We start from the raw sequence: 26529 nt of genomic DNA, 5'->3' as shown, positions 1-26529 counted from the left end.
TTGCCGATGCGCGCTGCCAACCGGGCGCACGCCTCCACCGCCAATCCGCACGGTCAGGCGACCGCCATGCTGGGCCGCCTGGTTGTTGCCGTTCTTGCTACCCTCGCCCTGTTGCTGGTGTGGCGTCCCACGCTGCTCCATGCGCAGGACGCGAAGCCCGCCGCGCAGGAGGCGGCTGCCAAGTCGCACGTGGTGAAGGCCGGCGAGACGCTCTGGAGCCTCGCCGCCCGTTACTACGGTGACGGACACCAGTGGCAGTCCCTGGCACGACGCAACGGTATCCCCATCACGGATGAGCCGCCCCTACGGGTTGGCATGCGGCTTACCGTACCAGCCCGCCCCACCGTTCGTGGAGCGAAGGCTGCCGAGGTCGCTGCCGCCCCAGCGGACAGTACTGTCCCCAAGGCGGCGCTGACAAAGGCTGGGGAAGGCACCCTGCCCAAGCCTGATGAGATCTCCTCCCGGGCACCGGCCGGTTCCTTGGCCGGCCAGACGGCGGGCAAAGGCAACGCAGGCGCGGGGGCGAAGGCCCGTGTGACCGCGCCCGTAACGCCCGCAGCACCGACGGCACCAGCCGCCTCCGAGACCGAAAAGGCAAACTTGACGCCGACGGTTGGGACCATGATGGGCGAACGCACCGTCCTTCGCATTGGACTGGTTGATCAGGATGCCCAAGTGGATTCCCGGAAAGCCAGCGAGGTGGTGACTGTTTTCCACCGCGATCTGCCAGACGCCGCTGAGGCCGAACGGCGCACCCGCGCGGTCTTGCGTCCCAACACACCGGCACCACGTACCGCCGAGTATGAGGCGGCTCCGTTTCTGGTGGGTGAGCAGTCGCTGGTGAATGTGGGGCGCATTCTGGCCCGTGTGGGTTCCCCGCAAACGTCGGGAGAAGCATACCCGCAGCGTGCCATCAAGACGGATCAAGTGGAGCTCGAGCCTCCCCCGAAGGGGAGCTACAAGGTGGGTGACCGCCTCATCACCTTCGTGACCCCAGGCACGTTCGCCAAAGGACAAGTGCTGGTGTACCCGACCGGCGTCATTGAGGTGGTGAAGGCAGACGCCGGGAAGCCAGCCCTCGCGATGGTCCGCCGGCAGACCGGACGGATTGAACAAGGACAACGCCTGTTGGTCGCGAGCGAGTCCAACGCGGAATGGGTCAAGGCCGTGAAGCTCGACGCACCAGACGTGAGCACCACAGTCAGCTGGCTCGACGGGCAGGAAGCCATGCCCACGCTCCAGAGTTTTCTCCTCGTGGGGGCTGGAAGCGCGCAGGGATTGAAGGCCGGCGATGAGCTCGCGGTGTACCGCCGCATTGCCAAGGGAAGCACGGAGGCTCTGGTGGCAACCGTCCGTGTTGTCCGCGCGGAGCGAGATCATTCGGCGACCGTGATCACGCGTCAGTACCAGACCGAAATCAGCGTGGGGATGACCGCACGCCGCTACGCCAAAGCGCCCTGATCTTTTTTGAGATGCCGCAGGGGTGTCACGTTCCTGCGCGATGTAAACGTTCCCACATTGAAGTTCCTGCAGTTCAAGACGCGCCGGGTGCCCCGTGGGCCCCGGCGCGTGTTTACATTGCGAACATCCACAACTCAATACCCCAATGGAGAGGCTGCACACGGCATGGCGAATTCAGTCCTGGTGACGGGCGGTGCGGGATTCATCGGCTCCCATGTGGCAGACCGGTTTCTGGCCGAAGGATGGGAGGTCACCATCCTTGACGATCTCTCAAGTGGTCGTGAAGAAAACATTCCGTCGGCAGCGCGCTTCGTGCGGGGCTGCATCACCTCGCCCGACGCGGCGACGTTGGTGCGTGATGGGAAATTTGACGTGATGTGTCATTTGGCTGCACAGATTGATGTGCGCCGCAGTGTGCTCGACCCGGTCTATGATGCCACGCGCAATATTCTCGGGACACTCAACCTCATGGAAGCCGTGCGCACGGGTGGACATCCCACGCGGACGATTTTCTCGTCCACGGGTGGGGCGCTGTATGGCGATTTCGATCCGCCCCCCAGCACCGAATCCTTTGCGAAGGATCCGGAAGCGCCGTACGGCATCGCCAAGCTCTCCGTGGAGTATTATCTCGCGTACTACGGTCGGGTGCATGGACTCGACACCGTGGCTTTGCGCTATGGCAACGTATACGGTCCGCGTCAGGACCCGCATGGTGAGGCCGGCGTGGTGGCCATCTTCTGCAACCGGTTGCTCGATGGGCGCGCGCTCACCGTGTTCGGCAACGGCGAGCAGACCCGGGACTACGTCTACGCAGGTGATGTGGCCGGTGCCAACTTTGCCGCCGCCACGGCCACATTGCCCCCCCGAGGCCGTCTTGATGCCCGCGCCTTCAACATTGGCACCGGCATTGAAACCTCGGTCAATACGCTCGCCGAAACACTGCGTACGGTGTCCGGTGCCACGGCCCCCATCGATTATGCGCCGGCCCGGGCTGGTGAACTCGCCCGGTCTGCGCTCCAGACGGACAAGGCTCGCACTGTGTTGGGGTGGTCACCCAAGGTGCCACTGTCGCAAGGGCTCACCAACACCTTCACGTTCTTTTCCGACCGCCGCGCGCGACTCGCCGCCGAGGCCAAGGCGTGAGCGCGGTGAGCGGGCTCTTCCTGCTGCAGCTGTCCACTCAAGGCGGGAGTGCCGCCCCGCGGTCGTTCTTTGAGCTCATTCTCACCAGCGATCCGGTCACCAAGGCCGTGCTCTTGCTGTTGGCGGTGTTGTCGCTGTTGTCATGGGCCATCATGTTCGCCAAGTGGCGTGCCTTCAGTGTGGCGGAATCCAGCGGTGCATCCTTCGTGCGCGAATTTGAGCGCGCGCGGGGCATTGATGACGCCATGTTGATGGCCCAGCGTTCAAAGGCGAGCCCGTTCACGGCGGTCTTTTCGCGGGCCGTGCAGTTCATCAATGACACCAAGCCGGCGTTGGGAGCCACCACCGATCGCACGGCGCGCTTGTCTGGCTCACAAGTGGAAGCGCTCCGCCTGGTGCTTGACTCGCAGTCGGGGCGCGAGCGGGAAGAGCTCGGGCGATTCATTCCGTGGCTGGCGACCGTTGGCAGTGTCAGTCCACTCATCGGGCTGTTCGGCACCGTGCTCGGGGTGATTGAAGCCTTCGAAGGCATCGCCACCAAGGGCTCGGGGAACATCGGCGCCGTGGCCCCGGGTATCGCCACGGCGCTCATTGCCACCGCGGCCGCACTCGCCGTGGCCATTCCCGCCGCGTTTGCCTACAACGTGTTTGCGTCGCGACTGAATCGGTTTGACAATGAGCTGGAGGGCTTCGGCTCGGAGCTGGTGGCCCTGATGGTGCGCGAGGGGCGGATCTAACCCATGCGCCGTGGCCGACGTGGGGAGCGCATGGGCGTCAACGGCGAGATCAACGTCGTGTCGCTCATCGATGTCATGATGCTGCTCATGATCATCTTCATGATCACCGCGCCCATGATGCAGGGCGGCGTGGACATCGATTTGCCCTCGGCCGAAGTCAAGCCGTTGGAGCCCAAGAACGGTTTGGTGGTCACCGTTGACCGCACGGGCCAGATCTTCGTGGATGACACCAAGCTCACCTACGAGGAGTTCGCGGGGAGCATCAAGGCGCTGTCGGACCGGAAGGGCGGCGGTGGGGTGTTTGTGCGTGCGCACAAGAGCGTGGACTACGGCACGGTCATCCGACTGGTGGCCGCCATGAAGGCGCGGGGCATCACGGAAGTGGGACTCGTCGCTGAGCCGGAAGAGAATCGCTGAGTATGGCGACCGTCAGTGCATCTCGTTCGTCCGTGGCAGGGCGCCGCGGGTTGGGCGGTGGAATGGCGCTGTCGGCATTGGTGCACGTGGCCCTGCTTGGCGTCGTGCTGTGGGCGGGCAGTCGCCCTGAACCCCCACGGCCACCCGTCTATCGGGTGGAACTGATTGGTCAGGCGGGATTGCGGCAGGCTGGTGTTGAGAAGCCCGTCGACGAGGCCACTGCGGCAAAAGATGCTGTTGCTGGTGCCGAGCGGGTGGAAGAGGAAAAGACGATGCCGTCGGCGTCCAAGGCCAAGAAGACCTTGCCTTCGCCCAAGGCCACGCCGTCCACCGACCGGACCAAGAAGGGTGGGGCGAAAAATGCCCCGGCCGCTACAACCACACGCAAGAACGTCGCGCCGAAGTCCGGAGCGGGAGCGACGGGGACGAAAGGCGCCGATGTGGCCAACGTGCGCACCGACGGGATCGCATTCCCCTATCCCGGGTACCTGTCGAATATCGTGCGGCAAATTGCGCTCAATTGGTCGCCGCGAAAGGTCTCGGCCGCGCTGGTCACCGAACTCAAGTTCATGATTCGGCGCGATGGCACCGTGGTGGGTATCGAGGTAGTCAAACGGTCGGGCGATCGGTTGTATGATCTTGATGCCATGGGGGCCATTGAGGTGGTGGGCTCCTCCCGCAGTTTTGGCCCCTTGCCAACCGGCTGGGCAGATGATGTGCTGGTGGTGTATTTCACATTCGATTACGCATTGCGACCGCAGTGAGCGCTCCGCCTTCTCTCTTCTTCCCACCGTGTTGATGGCCCGTTTCCCGTTTGTCCGATTCGTTGCAGGCATGTGCGCCGTGTTGTCGGTGTTGAGTGGGCCGACGCGTGTCGCCAGCGCCCAGCCCACCAAGGGCGTCAGTCTGGGGCTCCAGTACCGCCCGGGCGAGAAGACGACGCTGATCGTGGTGCCGGTACGCGGGGCCAATGGCGACTCGCTCACCGCCATGATGAGCCGCGACCTCGATTACAGCGATCGCTTCACGGTGGTGGGGTCATCGGCCGCGCCGGCAATCACGGGCACCATCAATTGGGCGTTGTTCGCCAAGCTGGGGGTGGATGGCATCGTTCAGGGCACCGTTCTGCCCAGCGGGTGGGTGCGTGTCGTGCTTCATGATGTCGGGCTCAAGAGCATCCGAAGCCAGAAGGACTTCGCCCTGCCGTCGCCGGCGCTGTCCGCTGCCTGGCGCCTCGCGGTGCATGGCGTGTCCGATGCGGTGGAAGAGTGGGTGACCGGGCAGCGTGGCATTGCCCAGACCCGAATTGCCTTCACGCGGGGCGGGCGGGTATGGACCGTGGACAGCGATGGGGCCAACGTCACCGCGGTCACGCCGTCCGGCATGTCACCGCAGTGGCTTCCCACGGGCCGTGGGTTGGTGTACAGCGTGCTCGACGGGGTCCGGAACCCCATCATGTTCACCGATCTGCAGACGGGGGCCCAGCGTACGCTGGCCAGCGCGTCAGGCATTGAACACACGACGCCGGCCATCTCGCCTGACGGTCGGACGCTGGTGTACGCCCGAGGGTCCGAAAGTGGGACGGATCTCTATGTCCAGCCCATGGAGGGGGGCGCGCCCCGCCGCATCACCGTGGGTCGGGGAAGGGCCAGCGCCCAACCCTCATTCAGCCCCGACGGACAGCGGCTGACCTTCATGTCCGATCGTTCGGGGCATCCGGAGGTTTATATTAGCGATCTGGATGGTACGAACGCGGAACTGCTGACGGCGGCGGCCTTTGGCGATCGGGACTATCGTGCGGGGCCGGATTGGTCGCCGGACGGTCGTCTTGTGGCGTTTCAGTCCCGCAACGGTGGCACGTTTCAGATCATGACCATCAATCTGCGCGACCAGTCGGTGCGGCAGGTGACGAACGATGGCCGGAACGACGACCCCTCGTGGGCGCCGGACTCGCGTCATCTGGTGCTCACCTCCAACCGCAGTGGGGTGCGTCAGTTGTGGGTTGTTGATACCGAAACCGGTCGTGCTCGGCAGTTGACGCGCGGGCCGGAAACGCGCTTGTCGGCGTGGTCTCCACGCCTGCTGGCGCAGTAGTCGCAGCTTTTCAGTTGTAAAGGCGTGTTCTCTCCACAGGGTACGCCCGTTGGTGTTGTCGTGCAGTGGCTGGTCTCCCCCCTCACTCTCCGGAGCCTGAAAAGATGATGCGTAGCTCTCGTGTGATGCTGGTCCTGATGTCCTCGGCGCTCGTCCTCGGCGCCTGCAAAAAGAAGCAGCCGACCGTGGCACCCACGCCGCCGTCCACGCCCGCTGAGCGTGTGCCTGACCGTGCGCCGCCGCGGGCTACGCCGGTGGACACCATGGCCGCCTACAACGAGAAAGTGGCGTCGGCCCGCATGCGGTTGCTGGAGACGATTTTCTTCGAGTACGACGCTGACGAACTGCGTGATGATGCCCGGTCCTCGCTCGATGCGAAGATTGCCATTCTGAACGCGAATCCGGCGTTGCGCATCCGGGTCGCCGGACACTGCGACGAACGCGGTAGCGACGAATACAACATTGCGCTCGGCCGTCGTCGGGCCGAAGCGGCCAAGCGCTATCTGACCGACCGTGGCATCGATGCCTCGCGCATCGAAACGTCGTCGTTCGGCCGCGAGCGTCCCGCGGTGCAGGGCTCCACGGAAGAAGCGTGGTCGAAGAATCGTCGTGACGAGTTCGAAATCATGGCCGGCGGCGAGAATCTGAAGCCCGCCAGCTGACCTGCATCGCCACACCCGGAGAGACTGACATGTTCCAACCGTATTTCCACCGTGTGTGGCGTCTGCTTCCCCTCGTGGCGTTTGGCGCCACGGGGGGCTGCTTTGCGACGCGTGGCGATGTTCGCATTGTCCAAGGCGATATCGTGTCGCTGCGCGCCGAGATGCTGAAGAACCAGCAGGAGCACAAAGACGCACTCGCGCAAACGCAGCGACTGATTCAGGTGGCCAGTGATTCACTGGCCAAGGTCAGCGCGCGTACCGTAAGCATCCAGGGCGATGTGCGCGGCGAGATGCGTGGGGTTCGTGAACAGCTGTTGCAGATCCAAACGCTACTGGGGCAGAGTCAGGCCACCATTGCGCGTTTGCGGGCAGAAATGGAGGTGCGAAACACCATGACGCCTCCACCGACGGCGCCGGCGCCGTCGGCTGATCCGGCACCGTCCGGACGCAGTGGGAGCAGTCGGTCGAATCCTCCCGCGACGACACCACCGGCCGTTGCCGTTGACACGACTTCGGTATTGGCTGGTCCCAATCAGCTGTATACCACGGGACGTGACCAGTTGCTTCGCGGGGCCACGGCAACGGCTCGCATGACGTTTCAGGAGCTGATTACGAACTACCCGCAATCCGATTACGCCTCGGATGCCCAGTTCTGGATTGCGGAGTCGTTGGCCAAAGAGAACAACGTGCCGGCGGCTGATGCCGCCTATGCCGCCGTCGTCAGTGCCTACCCGTCGTCGGCCAAAGCCCCCACGGCGCTGTACAAGCGCGCCCAGCTGGTGTTGAAGCAGGGGAATACCGCACAGGCGCGCCAGTTGTTCGAGCAGGTTGTCGCACGCTACCCGCGCAGCGACGAGGCAGAACTGGCCACGGAAACGCTCAAGACGCTCCGTTAAGGGCTGCCGCTTACTTTGGAATCCCCTACGCATGACCGGTAGTAGCCCTGCAGAAATGCCGTTCCTCGAGCACCTCGAGGAGCTGCGTTGGCGCCTTTTCAAGATCGCCTTGGCGTTGGCCATCGGGATCGGTGTGTCTTTTGTGCTGATCTTCAGCAAGCAGATCGATGTGGTGGCCATTCTGTCGGAGCCCATTCGGCCGTTCCTGAAGGGGCCTATGATCGTAACGGCGCCGGGTGATCTCTTCGACATCGCCATGGATGCGGCTATCACGCTCGGGCTCATTGCGGCGTCGCCGGTGATTGCCTGGCAGATCTGGGGCTTTTTGTCGCCGGCGTTGTACAAGCACGAAAAGAAGGTCGTGATCCCGGCACTCGTTGGCGCGGCCGTGCTGTTCTTGCTCGGTATGCTGCTGGCGTTCAAGTATGTCGTGCCGGTCACGCTCGCGTTCTTCTTTTCGTTTCAAAGCGAAGCCGCTGTGGTCATGCCAACGGTTGACCGCTTTATCGGTCTCATCATTTCGATGTGTCTCGCCTTCGGCGCCATTTTTGAACTGCCGGTGGTGATCGCCCTGTTGTCTGCGCTGGGCATCGTGCAGCCGGAGTACCTGTCAAAGTTTCGCCGCCACGCTGCCGTCGGGTGTCTTATTGCCGCGGCTGTCATTACGCCCGGCAGTGATCCTACGTCGTTGCTCTTGCTGACCATCCCGCTCTACGGGCTGTACGAAGTCTCAATTACCGTCTCAAAGCTCATCGTGCGGCGACGCGAGCGGAGCCTTGCCGCCGAGGCCGCGTGACCAAGTGCCCCACCCGTCGCGGCTGGTGGCGCGCCGGGCTGGCGGTGCTGGCCGGGCTGTTCGTGGCGAGCGCTCCTGCAGAGGCGCAGCGCGCCCCGCAGCGCCCTCAGCGACCGGCAGGCGTGGGGCAGCCTGCGGCCGGGCAGGATAGTACGAGGCCGCTGTCCAAGGATTCGCGGGTGTATCAGTGGACTGCCCCCGATTCCGCCATGCGCGCGCTGCTCGATCTGGAAGGGTACCGAAAGGTGCAGTACCAGGGCGATACGGTGAAGTTCAATGCCAATACGCGCATTCTCATTCTCAAGGGAAAGCCGTCGGCGGTACTTCGCGACGAGACGATGCTGGTGGGCGATTCCATCCAGTACAACGATTCGACGAAGAAGGTCGTCGCGACTGGCGACACGGTACTCCTGCGCGATCCAACGGCGCAGGACGCCGATGACGTGATTTCTTCACGGATCGAATACGATCTTGAGGCGCGGCAAGGGTTCACCAATGGGTTCTCGACATCGGTGGTGAGTGGCCAGCGTCTGTTTCTCACAGCCAAAGAAAGCACGATCCTATCGGATACGCTCGTCAGCGGTCGCCACGTGGTGTTCGCCAAGAACGGCTCGTTTACGTACTGCGATCACGCCGAGCCGCATTTCCATTTCACGACGCGCGACATGAAGTTCGTGTCGCAGAATGTCATGGTGGCGCGCCCGGGGGTGCTGTACATCGGCGAAGTGCCGGTGTTCTGGATCCCGTTCTTCTTCCAGGATGTGCGGTCCGGTCGCCGGAGCGGCATGCTGACGCCGAATTTCGGCGTGGCCGAATTGTTCCGGAACAGCCCGTCGTATCGCCGCAGTGTGCAGAACATTGGCTATTTTTTTGCGATCAATGATTACATGAACGCCGAAGTCTCCATGGACTGGCGTTCGGGAGCCCGCAGTTCCGAGATCGACCCCGGGTTTTTGCGCAGTAATGCCGACATGCGCTACCGCTGGGTGAACCGGTTCATTACCGGAGAGCTGGCCATGTCATACATGGCGCTCCGGAACGGGACCAGCAATACGTCGTGGACCTGGAATCACAACCAGGATTTCTCGAAAAATACAAAGTTGACGGCGCGTATGAACCTGGTGCAGAACACCCAGATTCAACGCAATACGACCGTGAACCCGATGGCCGCCAATGCCACCATCCGGTCGCAGCTGAATTACCAGACCAAGATTGGGCCAGCCTCCATCAACGTGGGTGGCTCGCGAGTGCAATATCCGGGACGTCCGCAAGTGGACATGGACTTCCCGCAGCTCAATGTGACCACAGGGACGCTCGAAGCCGGACCGGTCTCGTGGACGCCATCTTTGCGTTTGGGGATCTCAGGGTCGAGCAAGATCGACCAGGGACTGCAGTTCCCATTTGTCTACAACATCAACAACAGTGGCGGCGTGGATAGTGCGCGCTTCAATGCGAGCCGCCGCAACATGCAGTTCGGATTCGATACGCCCATCAAGCTCTGGGATTTCCAGTGGCAGAACTCGTTCACCGTGACGGAGCAGTACCGCGATTACCCCGAGCAGCGCGAGATCATTGGTGTGCGCGATACGTCGGTGCGGAGCATCCGTGTGTTTGCCCGGACCTTTGAAACCAACGTGGATTGGACCACCTCGTTCAATCTACCGCGGTTCTTTCAGGGCACGTGGAACGTGTCCCCAAGCGTATCGGTGGCCAATGTGGATCAGGGGGGGCTCTTTGTCCGCACCGAACGCAGCGGTGGCAAGTGGGTGTCACAGAGCAAGCGGCTGAGCTACGCCCTGAGTGCGTCTCCCACGCTCTATGCCATGCTCCCCGGCATCGGCCCCATCTCAAAATTGCGGCACGCCATCACGCCGGCGATCAGCTACAGCTATTCCCCCGCGGCCTCGGTAAGCGATGAGTATCTGCAGGCCATCGGACGCACGCGCGTGGGGTACCTGGGGGCGCTGGCGCAGAATCGCGTCTCGCTCAACCTGACCACCAATCTCGAAGCCAAGCTGCGCGCCCCCACCGATTCCGAACCCGATCAGGGACGCAAGATCAAGCTGTTGTCGCTCAATTTCTCGCCGTTGAGTTGGGACTTTGTGCGGGCCGACAGTACCGGCAACGGATTCACCGACAAGATGTTCTCCATTGGCGGACGGACGGATCTGCTGCCGGGGCTCGATTTCCGCGCCAGCTACGATCTCTTTCAGGGTGACCCGGCCTCCGATACGGCGGTCTTCGATCCGTACCGCACCGACATGGGGGTCACGTTCTCCCTGAACAGCAAATCGGCCATCTTTGGCTTTCTGGCGAAGTTGCTGGGCAAGGAGGTGCCGGATCTGGCGGATAGCGCGTCCATCAATCCTCGGCAAACGGCGTCGCAGGAGAACATCACACGCCAAACACGCCAGATGAATGCGGCCGGGGGAGGCGCTATGCGCGGGATGCAGTCGGCGCTGCCGGGTTCGGACCAGGGATGGAACCTCAACATCCAGTACAACGCGGCGCGCCAGCGTGCGCCCGTTGGCAACGGGTTGGTTATCGAGGTGGATCCGGTCAAACAGTGTGAGCCTTTCCGCTCTCAGGGCATCGCTGCGTACGAGCGCTGTTTCCTCAACGCCCAGACGTCGCCACCCACGGGACTCGGGACGGGACAAAGTGCCATTGGTGCCCCGTTTGTTCGCCAGCCTCCGGTGCAGAGTGTGAATGCCAGCATGTCGTTCGGCATCACCCCCAATTGGTCCGCGCAGTGGACCACCCAGTATGATGTGGAGCGGGCTCGCTTTGCCAGCCAACAGATTGGCTTGCAGCGCCAGTTGCACGACTGGAGTGCCGTCTTCTCGTTCTCGCAGACCCCGAGTGGTAACTTCGCTTTCAACTTCTTCATCGCGTTGAAAGCCCAACCTGACCTCAAGTTCAACTACGACCGCCAAACGTATCGGTCGAGCAACTTCTGAGGCACTGCTTCGCCCTTCCGGGCGAGGGAGTCCTGCCTGTGCTGCATCTTGACGGTCGTTCCCTCCGCCTGACCGACCTGCTTGCCGTCGCCGACGCCCGGCGTCCCGTCTCGCTGTCGCCCGAAGCACGTGCGCGCATGGTTGAGACCCGTGCGGTTGTTGATCGCGCGGTGGATCGCGGCGCACCGGTGTATGGCATCAATACCGGCTTCGGCAAGCTGAGCGAGGTGACCATTCCGCTCGAGCAGCTGACGGCGTTGCAGCGCAATCTGGTACGGAGTCATGCCGCTGGCGTGGGAGATCCGCTGCCTGAGCGGGAGGTGCGGGCCATGATGTTGCTGCGGGCCAATGTCCTGGCGACCGCTTACGCCGGCGCGCGCCCCGATGTGGTGGATACGCTGCTGGGGATGCTGAATACCGGCATCTGGCCGGTCGTTCCTGAGCAGGGCAGTGTGGGGGCCAGTGGGGATCTGGCGCCGCTCGCGCATCTGGCATTGGCGCTCATTGGCGAAGGGCCGGCACGATTCGGCGATCGGGAAGATCTCGCCTCGGTGTTCATGACAGAGGTAGGCCTCACGCCGGTGACCTTGGCGGCCAAAGAGGGGCTGGCGCTCATCAATGGCACGCAGGCGCATACGGCGGTGGCCGGGCTGGCGTGTGCTGAGCTGATCAGACTTTGGGGGATTGCCCATGTCGCGACGGCCATGACACTGGAGGCGCTGCTTGGAACGCCCGACGCCTTTGACGCCCGGATTCAGGAGGCACGCGGCCAACTGGGGCAGGCAGAATCTGCCGCGCTGTTGCGCGTGCTCCTGGGGGGGAGTGAAATCCGCGAGTCGCATCGCTTTGGTGATCCGCGGGTGCAGGACGCATATGCGTTGCGCTGCGTGCCGCAGGTCCATGGCCCTGCGCTGGATGCGCTGCGCTTCACGCGTGACATCATCGAGCGCGAGCTGAATGCCGCCACCGACAATCCGCTGGTGCTCGCCACCGGCGAATTGCTCAGCGGTGGGAATTTTCACGGACAGGCCGTGGGCATGGCGAGCGATATGCTGGCCATCATTACGGCCAACCTGGCCGTCATCAGTGAGCGGCGTATTGATCGGCTGGTGCACCCCGATTTCAATCAGGGGCTACCGCCCTTTCTCGCGGCGTCCCCCGGCCTCGAGTCGGGGCACATGATGTCACAGGTTACCGCCGCTGCGCTCGCCAGCGAGTGCAAACTGTTGGCGCATCCGGCGAGTGTGGATTCGATTCCCACCGACGGTAACAAGGAAGATGTGGTTCCCATGGCGATGAACGCAGCGCTCAAGCTTCGTCGCTCCGTGCGAAACCTGCGTCATGTGCTGGCGATCGAACTGATTGCCGGTGCCGAAGCGCTTGAGCATCGCCGGCCGCTGCGGAGCAGCATGGCGGTGGAAGCTGCGCACGCACTGGTGCGTGCGCAGGTGGCGCCCGCCAGTGGTGATCGGTCGCCCGCTCCGGATATTGCCCGGCTTGGTGCCGCCATGGCGTCCGGAGCCTTTGACAGCCTGACGACGTCGGTGGTGATCTGATGACCAGTGGACCGCGACAAGTGCGCGCCCCGCGTGGGGCAGCGCTGCGCTGCAAGGGATGGGAGCAGGAAGCGGCGTTGCGCATGCTCATCAACAACCTCGACCCCGATGTCGCGGAACGGCCCGATGACCTGGTGGTCTACGGAGGCACCGGGCGGGCGGCACGATCATGGGACGCGTTCGATGCCATCGTGCGCACGCTGGAGTCGTTGAACGACGACGAAACGCTGCTGGTGCAGAGTGGCAAGCCGGTGGCGGTCTTTCGCACCCATAGTGATGCGCCCCGCGTGTTGATTGCCAACGCCAACCTCGTCGGGCGCTGGGCCACCTGGAGCGAGTTCCGTCGGCTCGAAAAACTCGGGCTGACCATGTACGGACAGATGACGGCCGGGTCGTGGATTTACATCGGCTCGCAGGGCATCGTGCAGGGGACCTACGAAACCTTCGGCGCGGTCGCGTCGCGGCATTTTGGTGGGACACTGGCGGGACGTTTCGTGGTGACGGCCGGTCTGGGCGGTATGGGTGGCGCACAACCGCTCGCCGCGGCCATGCACGGCGCCGCCGTGCTGGCGGTGGAGGTTGATTCGAGTCGTATCGATATGCGCATCCGCACCCGCTACTGCGATCGCCGCACCTCATCGCTGGACGAGGCCCTGGTCTGGCTGCGCGAGGCGCAGACCGCGGGCGCCGGTCTCTCGGTGGCGTTGCTCGGCAACGCCGCCGACGTACTTCCGGAACTCGTCCGCCGTGGTCTGACCCCGGACGTGGTGACCGATCAGACGAGCGCGCACGATCCGCTGGTGGGATATATCCCGTCCGGGCTCTCCCTCGAAGAGGCGCGCACACTGCGCGAAGCGGATGCGGCCGCGTACCTCGAACGGGTAGATGCGAGCATCGTGGCCCATGTGCGCGCCATGCGCACCATGCAGGATCGCGGCGCGGTGGCCTTCGACTACGGCAACAACATCCGTACGGTCGCCTTCGATGCGGGACTTGAAGATGCGTTTCGTATTCCGGGCTTTGTCCCGGAGTATATCCGTCCCTTGTTCTGTGAAGGGAAGGGGCCATTCCGCTGGGTCGCCCTCTCCGGCGACCCGGCCGACATTGCTCGCACCGATGCGCTGGCGCTGGAGATGTTTCCGGACAACGCGCAGCTCGCGCGGTGGATCACGCTGGCGCAGGAACGCATTGCTTTTCAGGGACTGCCGGCTCGCATCTGTTGGCTGGGACAGGGCGAGCGCGCGCGTTTTGCGCTGGCACTGAACGACCTCGTGGCGCGCGGTGAGGTGGCGGCGCCCATTGTGATTGGTCGGGATCACCTGGATACAGGCAGCGTCGCGTCGCCCTTCCGCGAAACGGAAGCCATGAAGGACGGCAGCGATGCGATTGCCGACTGGGCCATCCTCAACGCGCTCCTGAATGTGGCCAGCGGATCAAGCTGGGTCTCGTTCCATCACGGCGGTGGCGTGGGCATTGGCAATTCGCTGCACGCCGGGCAGGTCATCGTCGCTGATGGAACCGAGCGCATGCGGCGCCGACTGGAGCGCGTCCTGACGAATGATCCGGGCATTGGCGTGGCGCGCCACGCCGACGCGGGCTACGAGATTGCGCTGGACACGGCAGCGCGTGAGGGTATTCGCTTGCCCATGCGCGAACAGTGATGGAGTCCTGATGCTGTCCAGCCGGTATAAGCCGTATCATGTTCCGATCTTTCTGGCCAAGTATGCGTGGTTACGTCTTCGGCGACGGCCGGTCCTGCTGAACTTTGAAGTCACGATGCGCTGCAATGCGCGTTGTGGGTTTTGCGACTACTGGCAGACGCCGGCCAGCGAGAAGCAACGGGAATGGGCCAACTTCGCGCAGATCGCGAAGCACTTCAGTCCCATGCTGGTCACGTTCACCGGTGGCGAGCCCACATTGCGGCGTGATCTTGAAGACATTGTGCGTGCCGTCCGCAGCTCCGTACGCTACACCTATGTGCAGCTCATTACGCACGCCGGCATGCTCTCCCTCGAGCGGGCGCAGTCGCTGTGGGATGCAGGGGTGGACCAATTCAATATCTCCCTCGACTATCTCGATGGTCGACATGACACGGCGCGCGGTATTCCGGGGTTGACCGAAAAGATTCTCGATCTCGTGCCGCGTATGCGGAAGGCCGGCATTGGCGGCGTGCGCTTCAATACCGTGATCAAGAACGACAATCTCGATCAGATTCTCCCTATTGTGGAGAAGGCGGCCGCCATGGGTGGAGGGGTGAATTTCTCCGTCTACACCGCGCTCAAGAATGGCAACGAAGAGCACGTGCTGCAGGCGATCGATCCGGCCGAAGTCCAGCGCGTGGTCGACGCGTTGCTCGCCTACAAGCGCAAGCGCGCCGGCGTCATTACCAACTCTGATTACTATCTCGAACAGATCCCGCGCTATGTCCGCGGCGAAATGAACGAGCCTTGTCACAGCGGGTCCACCACCATTCACATTGACCCGCAGGGGCAGGTACGGCGGTGTCCCGACTTCAAGCCGGACGGCCCGTGGGATTCGTACCGGGGGTATGAGCCCATCAACTGCAACGCCTGTTTCTACGCCTGCCGAGGTGAGGCACAGGCTCCCTTGCGCCTCGCGTCCCGCGTACGGGACGTCATGGCTACAGTCACTCCCACCGAGTAGCGACGCACGGTTGCCATGACCTCTCTCCACGCGCACCCCACGACGCTGTTCGTCAACGCGGCCCAGACCATCACGTGTGCCGGCCCCGGGCGGGCCCGCCGTGGCATCGAAATGCAGGCGGCCGGCGTACATGCCGGGCTGGGGGTGGCGGTGCAGGGGGATCGCATTGTCGCCACGGCGTCAGATGACGCGTTGCGTCGTCAGATTCCCAACGCCGCGGAGGTCGATTGCCAGCGGGGGCTACTGGCCCCCGGATTCGTGGATTCACACACCCATGCGGTCTTTGGCGCCGCGCGATTCAGCGAGCACGAACTGCGCGCCACCGGTGTGCCGTACATGGAAATCGCTAGGCGCGGTGGCGGAATTCACAGTTCGGTGCGCGATCTGCGCGCACGGTCCGATGAGGAGTTGTATGCCTTGGCTGGTCCCCGACTAGCCCGCATCGCCGCCGGGGGTGTGACGACCATCGAAATCAAATCCGGGTACGGTCTCACCCCCCACGATGAGTTGCGGACGCTGCGGGTCATTGCCCGCCTAGCGGCGGAAGGCCCCATGCGCGTCGTGGCCACCTGTCTAGCGGCCCACGAGATCCCCCTGGAGTATCGCGAGCGCACCGATGGGCGTGCGGCATGGATCGAGACCATCACCCGGGACATTTTCCCGCAGGTGGCCTCGGAAGGGCTGGCGACGTTCGCCGACATTTTTTGCGAGCCCGGAGTGTTCAACGCCGAGGAAACGCGGCTGGTGTTAAACGCCGGCAAGCCTCTGGGGCTGCGCCCCAAGATGCATGCGGACGAGTTGCACGACGGCGGGGCGGCGGCGCTAGGGGTGGAGCTGGGCGCAGTGAGCGTGGACCACCTGGCGGCGGTGTCGCCAGCCGGTGTGGCGGCGCTGGCCGCCAGCGACACGGTCGCGACTGTCCTGCCGGCGACGATGTTGTTCCTTGGGACGGGGCGCCAGGCGCCCGTACGCGCCTTGATGGAGGCGGGGGCGGCCGTTGCCTTGGCCAGCGACTTCAACCCCGGGACATCGCCGTTGCAGGCCTTTCCGCTGGTGTTGACGCTCGCTGTCAGTGAATTGCGGATGTCCGCCGCTGAAGCGTGGGTCGCTGCAACGGTGAATGGTGCGGCCGCGCTGGGGCTGGCGGGGGAAACCGGACAGCTTGCCCCGGGATATAAGGCCGATATCGCGGTCCACGCCGTAGAGGACTACCGAGCGTTGCCTTACTGGTTTGGCGAGCGTCTCTGTATCGGGTCGTGGCGCGGCGGACGTGCTTGTCACGTGACAGGTTGAGCCGTAGATAGCTTGGTGTCGCTGCGGCCATTTCCGGCTGTGAACTTTCCTGCTTTCTGGAGCTTGCCCCGAATTCATGTCCAACGCCGCGAAGTATCGGAAGAAGGCGGCTGAGTTCGAGCAGCTCAAGCAGATCGACCGCGCCATTGCCTCGTACGTCAAGGCCATTGAGGAGAGCGAGTCGGCTGGCGAGGACGTAGACGTTGCCCTCTACAACAAGGTGGGCGACCTCGCGCTCCGGCAGGGGCGCGTCCCCGACGCCATCACGTACTACGAGCGGGCGGTAGAGCACTACGCCACGTCCGGCCTCTTCAACAACGCCATTGCCCTCTGCAACAAGATCCTGCGGAATGCACCGGGGCGGGCCAACGTGTACTTCACGCTCGGACGCATCTCGGCGCGAAAGGGACTCCGCGGAGATGCCACCCGGAACTTCCTCGAATACGCCACCCGCATGCAGCAGGATGGGCGAATTGAGGAGGGGATCCGGGCGCTGGCGGAAGTGCTCGATCTCATGCCGGAGCTCAACGACGTGCGCACCATGGTCGATGACCTTGCGGCACGCTCAGGGATTGCCCTTCCGCGCCGCAAGACACCGCTCCGCTCCGACCGGCAGCCCACGCCGGCGTCCAACACGGTGGTGCGTGACCAGAAGTCCCAGGACCTGGTGTTCCTCGATGTGGACTACGGCGAGGCGTCACGGCGCACGCCGGCCAGAACGGCAAAGATTCCGACCCCGGTGTCACAAACGGTGGTGCCCACCGCCTCGGTAATTACGCCGTTGTCGGCGGCGCTGATCGTTACCATGGAAGGGCTGGAGCCCACGGTCGAACCGGCCCCGGCGCTCGCTGACCTCGCTCCCGTCGATGTCGTCGATCCGGTCACGCCAGAGACGGGCGTGGAGCTGGAACCCGCTGCGGTCGATCCAACCATGGCCGACTCGTCCGCCATGGCATTGCCGCTTGAGCTTGACGCACCGGTGATCGACGCGTTGTCGGTCCAATCCGAGCCGTGGGTGGAGCCGTTGGTGGAGCCGTTGGTGGAGCCGTTTGTTGACCGCGCGGCCCCCACGCCCATGGCGAATCGTGCGGTACCAGCGCTTGAGGGGCTGGAGGCCAATGGCGAGTTCGCAGACCTAGAGGGCACGCCCGTGCTGGAGGGCTTTGCCCCCGACGAGGTGCTGAGCCCGGTGCTGGATGTGGATCCGTCTCTTCACGCCACCGATGTGACGTGGATCCTTCCCCCCGATAACGAACCGGACCTTCCCCATCTCGATGACGCTGTCATCGAAGATTACGAGGATTCGGCGAACGACCAGGGGGTGGCCCGGGCGATCTACACCGAGACACCAGCCTACGTGCCGGCCTTTGTTGAGGACGCCGAGATCGATGTCCACGATCTCTCGATCGAGCCACTGGAGGTAGAATCAGTCCCGGAGCTCGATGCCGCCATTGCGGCGGGTCGGGAATTGGTGGAGCTGGCTGAAGACGCGGCGAAAGCGGAAGAGATCCCGGTCCTGCCGATGGTGCTTACGCCCATCGTGCCGATGCCGATGCTGCAGTCGGAGATCGTGGCGCCAGCAATCACGTCCACAGAAGAGGAAGTCGAGGAAGAAGAGCTAGTCATCGACACGGCCGTGGTGCTGACGGAGGTCCCGCCGGCAGCGGTTCTGGCCCACATCGACGACGTAATCGATGAGGTGGAAGAGCAGCTGGAGCCGTACCGGCCGCCGTTCCGGTTGGATCCGCACGATTTCATTCTGCCAGGCGAGCTCCCCCCTCTCCTGCTGGACGACGCCATTGTTGACGCGGGGCTCTCCGTCTCGACGTCTTCGCCGGCTCCCGACACCGACTCGGCAGTCGCTGACGCGCTGAGCGCTCTGCGCGACACGCCCCTGTCGGTGGAGGCGGTCGCCACCGAACCCGCAGATGCGGCCGCCGGCGCCGCGGATCGGCAAGCGCCGGCGTCATGGCCGTTGGCATCGGCCGCCGGGAGGGGATCTGAGGAGCCGGTCGTCGGTATAGACGATACCTTCGACGTCGATGATGATGCGGCCGAGACGATCTTCGACCCCGAAGCCGTTGAGGACGAGGACGCCGGTGCCGACGAGGTGCCTCGCCGACCGGTGAGCGTCACGCCTGCCTTGCCTATTGCTGCCGTGGCTGAAGCGGCAACCAGTGTGGCGTCCTCCCGACGGGATGCGCTCCGCGCAGCGGTGGCCCGGCTGCCGAAGAATTGGCTGCTGCGCCGGCGACTGGCCGAGGCGCTGTTCGAGGCGGGCGAGCGAGACGCGGCGCTGGCGGAGCTGGAAACGGCCCAGACCGGGCTGGTGAATGACGGCGAATTCGTGGCGGCCTCGGATATTGCCGACGAACTGGTGCATGTGAGCCCTGACCGGGTCCCGTACCACCAAAAACGGGTGGAGCTGGCCGTCCGCAGCAATGACCAGCAGCGGTTGCGGCTGGCCTATCTGGATCTGGCCGATGCTCTGGTTCGTATGGCCGAGGAGGGTCGCGCCCGCGCCGTTTATGCTCGGGTGCTCGAAATTGACCCCTACGACGACCGAGCGCGCGAGGCCCTCGGCCCCGCCGCGCCGCCTCCGCCCCCCCCGGCAGTAGCCGCACGGCCCGACGATAGCTTCGTGGATCTCGCCGACTGGCTACGTGATGATGACAAGCCGGTGGATACCCGCATGCGCATGCGGGAGCCGGCCATCAGTGGCGACGAACAGGCGGATTTTGATTCCCTGCTCAGGCACTTTAAGGAGGGGGTCTCGCGTTCATTGGGTGAGGACGATTTCGAGAGTCACTACGACCTTGGGGTGGCATACAAGGAGATGGGACTGCTCGACGACGCGATCGCCGAATTCCAGAAGGCGCTTAGAAGTCGTGCGCACCGGCTACCGGCGTACGAGGCTTTGGGGCAATGTTTCGTGGAGCAGGGGAGATTCCAGGTCGCCGCGACGGTCCTGTCCCGGGCGCTCCACGAACCCGGACTGGATGATGACCAGCGCGTTGGAGTCCTCTATCTTCTCGCATATTCGTGCGAAGCCCTGCAGCGCAGGGACGAGGCCCGTAGCTATTTTCAGCGCGTGTACGCGACCGATATCAACTTCCGTGACGTAGCCGCCCGCTTGGCGGCACTCGAGCAGGCTTCCCGATGACGCTTTCCACGCGGACTCCGTCCGCGCTGGCCGCCGCATTGCGCGACATCCAGGCACCTGTACGCTCCGACCTCACTGCGGTGGGGGAGGAGTTGTGGCGTATCGTCTCGGCAGACGTACCGCTTGTGCAGAATGTCCAGGAGCACCTGATGGGGATGAAGGGGAAACTCTTCCGCCCTACGTTGCTGCTACTGTCGTCCAGTGTCGATGGGGAATCGCCCAGAAAGGCGATCACCTTCGCGGCCATTATCGAACTGATACACCTCGCCACGCTCGTCCACGACGACGCAGTTGATCATTCCGTGCTGCGCCGGGGCATGCCCACGCTGAATGCCCTGTTCAGCCATCAGGTCTCGGTCATCATGGGTGACTTCCTGTACCTGCGGGCCTTGCGGGAACTGGTGACCATCGGAGATCTCGACGCAATGCGAGCGATCACGTTCGCGTCAAACGAGATGACCCTGGGCGAGATCCGACAGTTGGCGCAGTACGATGCGCTGTCGTTCAGTGAGAGCGACTACGAGACACTGATCCGCGCCAAGACTGCCGCACTGTTCATGGCCGCATGTGATGTGGGAGCGCAATGTGGTGCGCCGCAGCATCGCGAGTCACTCACGCGCTTTGGTGAGCGGTTGGGCATGGCGTTTCAGGTCGCCGACGACCTGCTCGACTATACGGAGCAGCAGGAGATGACCGGCAAGCCCAGCGGTCTGGATCTGAAGGAGCACAAAGTCACGCTTCCGCTCATCGCGGCGCTTCGCGAGATGCCTGCGGCCGCGCGGAGTCGCGTGGATGCCCTCTTTGCGTCCCCAGAGCCGGACGATGAAGCCATTGCCGAAGTCGTGGCAATTGTGCGGGATCACGGCGGGTTGGAATTTGCCCGGCGTCGAGCCGATCAGTACTCCCGCGAGGCCGAAGACGCACTGGCCGAGCTCCCGGAAGGACCTTCCAAATCGTCGCTGATGGATGCCATTGGCTACGTGGTGGAGCGTCGCTGGTAATGGCCAAGGGACCATCAAAGCATCGTCCGGTGTTTCACCTGTTGGTACTGGCGTCCGGTTTCGTAAGTGGGGGGCTGCTCACCCAGGTCGCCCGTCGCTTCCTCCCTGCCGGGGCCGTGAAGGAGTTCCTCACCACGGGGGTCACCCCGGCGGTTGGTCCACTTCCCGTGGATCTGATTATATTGAAGTTTGCGGTTGGACCAGTCGCCCTGGATGTCTCCCTGCTGAGCCTCCTCGGGGTATTGATCGCTTACCTGATCGCGCGGTCCCTCTTCTAGGAGCGTTTCCCATGGGTCTACAGAATTTCGGTTTCATGGAGATCATGATCATTCTGGTGATCGTGCTTCTCCTCTTCGGGGCGAAGCGCATCCCGGAAATTGCGGGATCGCTCGGCAAGGGCATCAACGAGTTCAAGCGCAACCTCAGTGATGCGCAGCGACAAATCACGGAGCCGCCGCGCACGGAGCAGCAGATCGCCCCGGGCACCCCGGTTACCGCGGCTCGCGAGGAAGAGCGTCCGGAGCCCAAGCGGTTACTGCAGTAGTCGCAACGCCGTCATCCGGGGTACACAAGAAAGCGCCCCCGCGAGCTCAGCTCGCGGGGGCGCTTTTTCGGTTACTGCGTGTCAGCTATCTGATTGCCGACGCAACTGCGACAGCACTTCCGTGCGACGGTCATCGACCTTCACACTCTCACGCAGGTTGGTCAGGAACTCATCGACTTTCTGCTGGCGGGCCGACTGCAGGAACTGCTGGCGCTGAATGGACTTCTCGGCTTCGAACGCCTGCCGATTCGCTTCCGTACGGGCATCCACCCGCATGACGACCATGGCTTCGAGCGCCGTGAACGGGCCAGCCACCTGACCCACAGGGGCCGCGAACGCCGCACCGATGGCAGGAGTGAACTGACCGAGTCCCGGCACAGCATCCACGCGCGCGAACGGCGCAGACTTCTCGACCTGCAGGTTTCGCTGGGCCGCGACGGCCTCAAGGCTGGACGCTTTGGCCGCCTGGGCCAACTGTTCGCCCATCGGGCGCAGCTTCTCGACGCGCTTGTCACGTGACAGGCGACGACGAATGTCCTCCTTCACTGCCGACAACGGCTGCGGGCCACCCTTCGAGAGTGAATCCAACCGGGCGATGTAATACGCATCCGGCGAATCGAACAGGTCCGAGGTTTCTCCCGGGCGCACGCCGGAGAAGGCCCAGGCGCTGACGCTGGGGACATAGCGGCCGGCGAACGACAGCGGCTCCTTCTCGATCACCACGGCCGCAGCCGCAGTGAGGCCGAGCATCTTGGCGGCCTCGTCAAACGCCTTGGGATCTTCCTGGCTACCCGCCTTGCTGGCCAGCGAGTCGGCCCGGCGATCGGTGCGCGTCGCGCTCGAATCACTCTGGCCAATGGTCACCAGAATGTGCCGGAGGTCCAACGTATCGCCCTTCTTGTCATCAACACGAATGATGTGCCAGCCGAATGGGGTCAGCACGGGCTGCGAGATCTCACCCACCTTCAGTGCGTACGCGGCGTCTTCGAACTTGGGGGTGAAGCGGCCCTTGGGACCACGACCCAGCGCCCCGCCGTTCAGGGCGGAGACCGAGTCAGTGGACGAGCGCGTCGCTACCTCTTCGAACTTGGCGCCACCGGCGATTTCGGCACGCAAGGCGTCGATGCGAGCCTTGGCGTCGCTGGAGTCCGCGGCGGTGACGGACCGGGGAACCGTCAGCAGGGAGACGACCGCCCGTGATGGGCGCTCAAACCGCTTCTTGTTCCGTTCGTAGAAAGCCGAAATCTCCGCGTCTGTGACACTCACGGCCGTATCTGTAAGGGCCGCCGTGGAGAGGACCACGTAACTCACCGTGGCGCTGTCGTGACGGTCACGATACACCTGCCAGAGACGCTCGTCCGAAATGTACGCCCCACTGGCGATCTGGTCGAACAGCTTCTGCTTGGGGATCTCGTTGCGATAGTACGCCTCAAGACCTGCCAGCATGCCCGACTGGCGCGCCATGGGGCTGCTCAACAGCCGGATGTACTTCTGCATGTCGAACTGGCCATCGGTTTGCAGGTCCGGGGACTGCATTGCCTGGGGGGGCGGGGCCATTCGTGCCGCTTGGAGGATTTCGTCGTCAGTAATCGTGATGCCCCGACGCTTGTATTCCTGCTGCAGCAGCAGATCCGTCACGAGTTCGTTGAACGCACGCTCTTCGAGCTGCTGCCGTTCATCGAGCGTGATGGCGCTGCCCAGTTGCTGCTGGCGCTCCTGTTCGAGCGCGGTGACAGCGTTCTGCCAGGTGGTGAGGAGAATTTCCTCGCCATTCACCGTGGCGATGGACGTGGTGGTGGTCACCGGAGCACGACCAGCCAAGCCCGAGGTCTCGTACAGCAGGAAGCTGCCAACGAACGCCACGATGAGGATGATCCAGATGTACTTCGCGGCGCTCCGCATCGATTGCAGCACGGGGCGTGACTCCTTCGGTCGGAAAAAACGGGCAAACGGAAAGGCACACGCACCTCCCTGGAGACGGGCGTGTACCGAAGAGTCTGGAAAGCTAGCCAGCGCGTTCTCCTAAAGGCAAGACACGCCACGACTTCCTATTCACGTGATCACAATTGACTTCCCGCCGGTTGCAGGCGAAGAATTCCCAGTCTTCGCCAGTGCCGCCATGTTTCACCTGCCGGATGCCGCCGGTGTGACACCGGCAACTGCGCGGGATACCACCTTGAGGGCAACGCACGGATGAGCACTGCCGCCCGGATCGACGAGCTCCGGAAAAAGTTCGAGGAGAACCCGCGCCGCTTTTTTGCGCCGCTGGCCAACGAACTCCGGAAAGCCGGAGACTTGACGCAGGCCATCGCGCTCTGTCGCGAGCACCTGCCCAAGCAGCCCGGTCATATGAGTGGGTATATCGTCTTCGGCCAGGCCCTCTTTGAGAGTGGCGAACTGGACGAGGGTCGGGTGGTATTCGAGCAGGCTCTGGCGCTCGATCCCGAGAACCTCATCGCGTTGCACCATCTTGGGCATATTGCCCGGCAGGTTGGTGACACGGCTACCGCACGGCGGTGGTATGAGCGGGCTCTCGAAACGGACCCCCGGAACGACGACATCGCGCATCAGCTGGCCGCTCTGGCGACCCCGATACGTCCCATGGCGGCGGTTCGAACCCCGCCGGTGGCCGTACCCGCGGTGGTAGCCGAGGAGCCCTCGGCCTCTGCGCCGTCCGCCGAGCCCCTTGAGGATCTCGACTTTCTGTCCCTCGGGGCCATCCCGGTGCGGACGGATCTGGGGGCAATCGCGACTCCCCCATATCCGCAAAATGCGGTGGGCGACCTGCCGTTGGCGCCGACCCCTGACGCCGCCATGCGCGCCGTTGACTTCGACGAGGTCAATGCGAGCCTCCGGCATCCGGAGTCGCATGCATTCTTCGATCTGGAAGCTATTGAATCGGCCGGCAATGCCTTGGGGGCAGAGGCGACCGACGCCGCGGTGGTGGAAGTGGAGCTCAGCCACACGCCTGCCGAGCCCATTGACCTTGGCTTCGACCCCCTGACCGAGTCGCCTGCAGCTGAGGCGCCGGTGGCAGAGGAGCCGCTGGCGGCTGACGTCGGTGAATTGGTTGAGGTAGCGTTTGTTGAGGTGGCGGAAGCGCGCCCGATGATTGACGCACCCACTGGTCAGGCGATGGCGGATGATCCCTTCGGCTTCGAAGAAGAGCTGCCGGCCGAAGAGTCCACTCTGGCGCTGACCTCGGCCGAGCCGACCGAGACGCCGGCACCGTCCGATCTGGCGGTTGAATTTGAAGAGGGGTTGGTCACTGCGGATTGGCCGGATACGACGGAGTTCACGTCGCGCCAGCCAACCCCACGGCAGGTTACGCCACTCAGTGTTGAGGTGCTCCCAGAAGCGGCGGAAGCGTTTGGCCGTGAGCCGCGGGATCCAGTCGTCGCGCCTCTGCCGTTGCCCGAACCGGAAGTTCTTGGCGAAGAGGCGGATCTGGTGGCGCTGAGCGCGTCGCCGACACCGGCCTGGTCTACACCAGCGTGGACAACGCCAACGCCAGAAAACGCCCTCCAGTTCATCGATGTCGGGGCTGCCGATGGCCCGACAGTTGAGGTGGCTGTCGATGGCTCGGATACCGTGGTCGATGAGGTGGTCGATGAGGTGGTCGATGAGGTGGTGGGCGAGGCCGGCCCATTGCTGGACGCGGCGATCACGTCCGAGTCGCCGGCCTATGAGGCAGTGCCCATTGGCGCCCTCGACGAAGTCGATGATCTGGTCAGTGCGGCGGACCCGCGCGAAGAGTTGCCGTGGCTGGCCGCCAGTGGAACACCGTCTGACGATGTTGCGGCCATTGTGCAGGCCATGGAGCAAGATGCCCGTGCGAGTGGGGAACCCGACGACGTGTCGGTGGACGAACTGTCGGACGACGAGTCCGCGGATGCGACCGAGTCGGCTCCGGCATTCGTAACGGAAACCATGGGCGAATTGCTCGTCGCGCAGGGATTTGTCGATCGGGCCGTGGTTGTGTACGAGGAGCTGGTACGTCGCCGTCCCTACGATCCCGTGTTGTCGGCGCGCCTGGCAGAACTGCAGGAACAGGTCACGGCGGCGGCGCCCGTGTCGTTGTACACCGCGCGTGAGCGTTTCGCGGCATTGGCGGCCCGACGAGTTCCTCGCCGCACCCCACCGCGGGCGGCCACGCCCGTCGCGTCCGCGTCGGTGACCCCGTTGTCGGCCACGCCCATGCCTACTCCGGCGCTCCAGTCGGAGGGCGTGCCGTCGCCAGACTCGCTCGCGGCCCTGTTCGGTGCATCGGCGGAAGCGCAGGACAATGACGCTGCTCAGGTATTGGCCGACGCGTTCGCGCCAATGCCGTTGGAGACGGGGGCTGTGGGCAATTCGTTCGCCGACAGCTTCTTTGGCGACCCGGGCGTCTCACGGGAGCCCACTCCGGCGTATGGCGCCGTACGTCAGCCCACGCCAATCAGATCGTCCGCATTTCCCACTCCTCACGCGTCATCCCCGGCGGTGTCCGCCGCTGGTCCCGCCACGCCGATGTCAGCACCGGCCGTTGGCAGTGGGGGGGATTTCTCCTTTGACCGGTTCTTCCCCGACCCTGCCGCGAGCAGTGCGGCGGCTCCATCGGCTGAGCCCCCGTCAGCGAGCATGGCGGAGAGCGACCCTTCGGTGCGAACCAGCGACGATCTGGCGCAGTTCTCTGCCTGGCTCAAGGGATTGGGGAACGCGTGATCATTGGCGTGCTGAATGGCCCCAATCTCAACCTGCTTGGTACACGTGAGCCGTCCATTTACGGGACGGCTTCGCTGTCAGACATCCTGGCCGGTCTCGTGCCTGTCGCCGAATCCCTCGGCGTCGAGCTGCGAGACTATCAGGCGAATGGGGAAGGGCAGCTCATTGACCAGCTACACGCCTGGCGCGGGGTGGTGAGCGGTGTCGTGGTGAACGCTGGGGCCTACACGCACACCAGCCTCGCGTTGCGGGATGCCCTGACGGCCACCGCGCTTCCCTTCGTTGAAGTGCATTTGTCCAATATTCACGCCCGTGAACCTGAGCGCCGTCACTCCATGCTCGCGAGCGCGTCGTTGGGGATGGTCTGTGGATTCGGAGCGCACGGGTATGAGTTTGCGCTGCGCGGCCTCATCCATACGTTGCGTTCCCGCGGCTGAA

The 26529-nt window shown here is 63.9% G+C and carries 21 protein-coding genes; 20 read left to right on the top strand and 1 reads right to left on the bottom strand.

Annotation, left to right across the window (positions count from 1 at the left end; all coding sequences use genetic code 11):
• Positions 1-6 precede the first annotated feature (6 nt).
• From GEMMAAP_RS10225 to GEMMAAP_RS10140, 18 genes are all read left to right on the top strand, one after another.
• Positions 7-1461, top strand: a complete 1455-nt coding sequence (locus GEMMAAP_RS10225; protein ID WP_026850645.1) for a LysM peptidoglycan-binding domain-containing protein — start codon at positions 7-9, stop codon at positions 1459-1461.
• 165 nt (positions 1462-1626) lie between these two features.
• The gene (locus GEMMAAP_RS10220; protein ID WP_026850646.1) at positions 1627-2604 is read left to right on the top strand and encodes an NAD-dependent epimerase/dehydratase family protein; all 978 of its coding nucleotides are present in this window, start codon (positions 1627-1629) and stop codon (positions 2602-2604) included.
• Positions 2601-3341: a MotA/TolQ/ExbB proton channel family protein gene (locus tag GEMMAAP_RS10215; protein ID WP_053334465.1), complete on the top strand. Its 741-nt coding sequence runs from the start codon at positions 2601-2603 to the stop codon at positions 3339-3341. The genes GEMMAAP_RS10220 and GEMMAAP_RS10215 overlap by 4 nt, the downstream gene beginning before the upstream one ends.
• 3 nt (positions 3342-3344) lie before the next feature.
• A complete protein-coding gene (locus GEMMAAP_RS10210; RefSeq protein WP_026850648.1) occupies positions 3345-3758 on the top strand; it encodes a biopolymer transporter ExbD in 414 nt (137 codons plus the stop codon).
• A gap of 2 nt (positions 3759-3760) precedes the next feature.
• Complete coding sequence (gene tolA, locus GEMMAAP_RS10205) at positions 3761-4522, top strand: cell envelope integrity protein TolA (protein WP_043581625.1); 762 nt, start codon at positions 3761-3763, stop codon at positions 4520-4522.
• Positions 4523-4556: 34 nt separating this feature from the next.
• The gene (locus tag GEMMAAP_RS10200; protein WP_158514808.1) at positions 4557-5852 is read left to right on the top strand and encodes a PD40 domain-containing protein; all 1296 of its coding nucleotides are present in this window, start codon (positions 4557-4559) and stop codon (positions 5850-5852) included.
• A 104-nt stretch (positions 5853-5956) separates the two neighbouring features.
• Positions 5957-6514 (top strand): peptidoglycan-associated lipoprotein Pal, encoded by a 558-nt coding sequence (gene pal / locus GEMMAAP_RS10195; RefSeq protein WP_026850651.1) that lies wholly within the window; start codon positions 5957-5959, stop codon positions 6512-6514.
• Between the two features lie 29 nt (positions 6515-6543).
• Positions 6544-7410 (top strand): tol-pal system protein YbgF, encoded by an 867-nt coding sequence (gene ybgF, locus GEMMAAP_RS10190; protein ID WP_053334467.1) that lies wholly within the window; start codon positions 6544-6546, stop codon positions 7408-7410.
• 31 nt (positions 7411-7441) lie between these two features.
• On the top strand, positions 7442-8206 hold the full coding sequence (gene tatC, locus GEMMAAP_RS10185) for a twin-arginine translocase subunit TatC (RefSeq protein ID WP_075071482.1): 765 nt from the start codon (positions 7442-7444) through the stop codon (positions 8204-8206).
• Positions 8203-11166: a putative LPS assembly protein LptD gene (locus GEMMAAP_RS10180; protein WP_026850652.1), complete on the top strand. Its 2964-nt coding sequence runs from the start codon at positions 8203-8205 to the stop codon at positions 11164-11166. Before tatC ends, GEMMAAP_RS10180 begins: the two co-directional genes overlap by 4 nt.
• A 38-nt stretch (positions 11167-11204) precedes the next feature.
• Positions 11205-12722: a histidine ammonia-lyase gene (gene hutH, locus GEMMAAP_RS10175; RefSeq protein WP_043581626.1), complete on the top strand. Its 1518-nt coding sequence runs from the start codon at positions 11205-11207 to the stop codon at positions 12720-12722.
• A complete protein-coding gene (gene hutU, locus GEMMAAP_RS10170; protein ID WP_026850653.1) occupies positions 12722-14383 on the top strand; it encodes a urocanate hydratase in 1662 nt (553 codons plus the stop codon). Before hutH ends, hutU begins: the two co-directional genes overlap by 1 nt.
• Positions 14384-14393: 10 nt before the next feature.
• On the top strand, positions 14394-15386 hold the full coding sequence (locus GEMMAAP_RS10165) for a radical SAM protein (protein ID WP_026850654.1): 993 nt from the start codon (positions 14394-14396) through the stop codon (positions 15384-15386).
• Positions 15387-15401: 15 nt separating this feature from the next.
• The gene (gene hutI / locus GEMMAAP_RS10160; protein ID WP_053334469.1) at positions 15402-16679 is read left to right on the top strand and encodes an imidazolonepropionase; all 1278 of its coding nucleotides are present in this window, start codon (positions 15402-15404) and stop codon (positions 16677-16679) included.
• 76 nt (positions 16680-16755) lie between these two features.
• Positions 16756-19842 (top strand): tetratricopeptide repeat protein, encoded by a 3087-nt coding sequence (locus tag GEMMAAP_RS10155; RefSeq protein WP_026850655.1) that lies wholly within the window; start codon positions 16756-16758, stop codon positions 19840-19842.
• Complete coding sequence (locus GEMMAAP_RS10150) at positions 19839-20843, top strand: polyprenyl synthetase family protein (protein ID WP_026850656.1); 1005 nt, start codon at positions 19839-19841, stop codon at positions 20841-20843. Before GEMMAAP_RS10155 ends, GEMMAAP_RS10150 begins: the two co-directional genes overlap by 4 nt.
• Positions 20843-21121 carry a DUF4321 domain-containing protein gene (locus GEMMAAP_RS21225; protein ID WP_026850657.1) on the top strand — a complete coding sequence of 93 codons (279 nt, stop codon included), beginning with the start codon at positions 20843-20845 and terminating at the stop codon, positions 21119-21121. The genes GEMMAAP_RS10150 and GEMMAAP_RS21225 overlap by 1 nt, the downstream gene beginning before the upstream one ends.
• An 11-nt stretch (positions 21122-21132) precedes the next feature.
• Positions 21133-21387: a Sec-independent protein translocase subunit TatA/TatB gene (locus tag GEMMAAP_RS10140; RefSeq protein ID WP_053334470.1), complete on the top strand. Its 255-nt coding sequence runs from the start codon at positions 21133-21135 to the stop codon at positions 21385-21387.
• An 81-nt stretch (positions 21388-21468) separates the two neighbouring features.
• Here GEMMAAP_RS10140 and GEMMAAP_RS10135 read toward each other — a convergent pair whose 3' ends face one another.
• A complete protein-coding gene (locus tag GEMMAAP_RS10135; protein WP_026850658.1) occupies positions 21469-23301 on the bottom strand; it encodes a peptidyl-prolyl cis-trans isomerase in 1833 nt (610 codons plus the stop codon).
• Between the two features lie 279 nt (positions 23302-23580).
• On the opposite strand from GEMMAAP_RS10135, the gene GEMMAAP_RS10130 reads away from it, so the two are divergent.
• The gene (locus tag GEMMAAP_RS10130; protein ID WP_026850659.1) at positions 23581-26091 is read left to right on the top strand and encodes a tetratricopeptide repeat protein; all 2511 of its coding nucleotides are present in this window, start codon (positions 23581-23583) and stop codon (positions 26089-26091) included.
• A complete protein-coding gene (aroQ, locus tag GEMMAAP_RS10125; RefSeq protein ID WP_026850660.1) occupies positions 26088-26528 on the top strand; it encodes a type II 3-dehydroquinate dehydratase in 441 nt (146 codons plus the stop codon). Before GEMMAAP_RS10130 ends, aroQ begins: the two co-directional genes overlap by 4 nt.
• Position 26529: the final 1 nt, after the last annotated feature.

The organism is Gemmatimonas phototrophica (assembly GCF_000695095.2).
GTDB classification, from domain to species: domain Bacteria; phylum Gemmatimonadota; class Gemmatimonadetes; order Gemmatimonadales; family Gemmatimonadaceae; genus Gemmatimonas; species Gemmatimonas phototrophica.
This window is presented reverse-complemented; position numbering and strand designations above follow the sequence as displayed.

Bases quoted from the DNA above. Each gene is read 5' to 3' on its own strand.
- GEMMAAP_RS10225 (WP_026850645.1), top strand. From the start codon at position 7: ATGCGCGCTGCCAACCGGGCGCACGCCTCCACCGCCAATCCGCACGGT.
- GEMMAAP_RS10220 (WP_026850646.1), top strand. From the start codon at position 1,627: ATGGCGAATTCAGTCCTGGTGACGGGCGGTGCGGGATTCATCGGCTCC.
- GEMMAAP_RS10210 (WP_026850648.1), top strand. From the start codon at position 3,345: ATGCGCCGTGGCCGACGTGGGGAGCGCATGGGCGTCAACGGCGAGATC.
- tolA (WP_043581625.1), top strand. From the start codon at position 3,761: ATGGCGACCGTCAGTGCATCTCGTTCGTCCGTGGCAGGGCGCCGCGGG.
- GEMMAAP_RS10200 (WP_158514808.1), top strand. From the start codon at position 4,557: ATGGCCCGTTTCCCGTTTGTCCGATTCGTTGCAGGCATGTGCGCCGTG.
- pal (WP_026850651.1), top strand. From the start codon at position 5,957: ATGATGCGTAGCTCTCGTGTGATGCTGGTCCTGATGTCCTCGGCGCTC.
- ybgF (WP_053334467.1), top strand. From the start codon at position 6,544: ATGTTCCAACCGTATTTCCACCGTGTGTGGCGTCTGCTTCCCCTCGTG.
- tatC (WP_075071482.1), top strand. From the start codon at position 7,442: ATGACCGGTAGTAGCCCTGCAGAAATGCCGTTCCTCGAGCACCTCGAG.
- hutU (WP_026850653.1), top strand. From the start codon at position 12,722: ATGACCAGTGGACCGCGACAAGTGCGCGCCCCGCGTGGGGCAGCGCTG.
- GEMMAAP_RS10165 (WP_026850654.1), top strand. From the start codon at position 14,394: ATGCTGTCCAGCCGGTATAAGCCGTATCATGTTCCGATCTTTCTGGCC.
- hutI (WP_053334469.1), top strand. From the start codon at position 15,402: ATGACCTCTCTCCACGCGCACCCCACGACGCTGTTCGTCAACGCGGCC.
- GEMMAAP_RS10155 (WP_026850655.1), top strand. From the start codon at position 16,756: ATGTCCAACGCCGCGAAGTATCGGAAGAAGGCGGCTGAGTTCGAGCAG.
- GEMMAAP_RS10150 (WP_026850656.1), top strand. From the start codon at position 19,839: ATGACGCTTTCCACGCGGACTCCGTCCGCGCTGGCCGCCGCATTGCGC.
- GEMMAAP_RS21225 (WP_026850657.1), top strand. From the start codon at position 20,843: ATGGCCAAGGGACCATCAAAGCATCGTCCGGTGTTTCACCTGTTGGTA.
- GEMMAAP_RS10140 (WP_053334470.1), top strand. From the start codon at position 21,133: ATGGGTCTACAGAATTTCGGTTTCATGGAGATCATGATCATTCTGGTG.
- GEMMAAP_RS10130 (WP_026850659.1), top strand. From the start codon at position 23,581: ATGAGCACTGCCGCCCGGATCGACGAGCTCCGGAAAAAGTTCGAGGAG.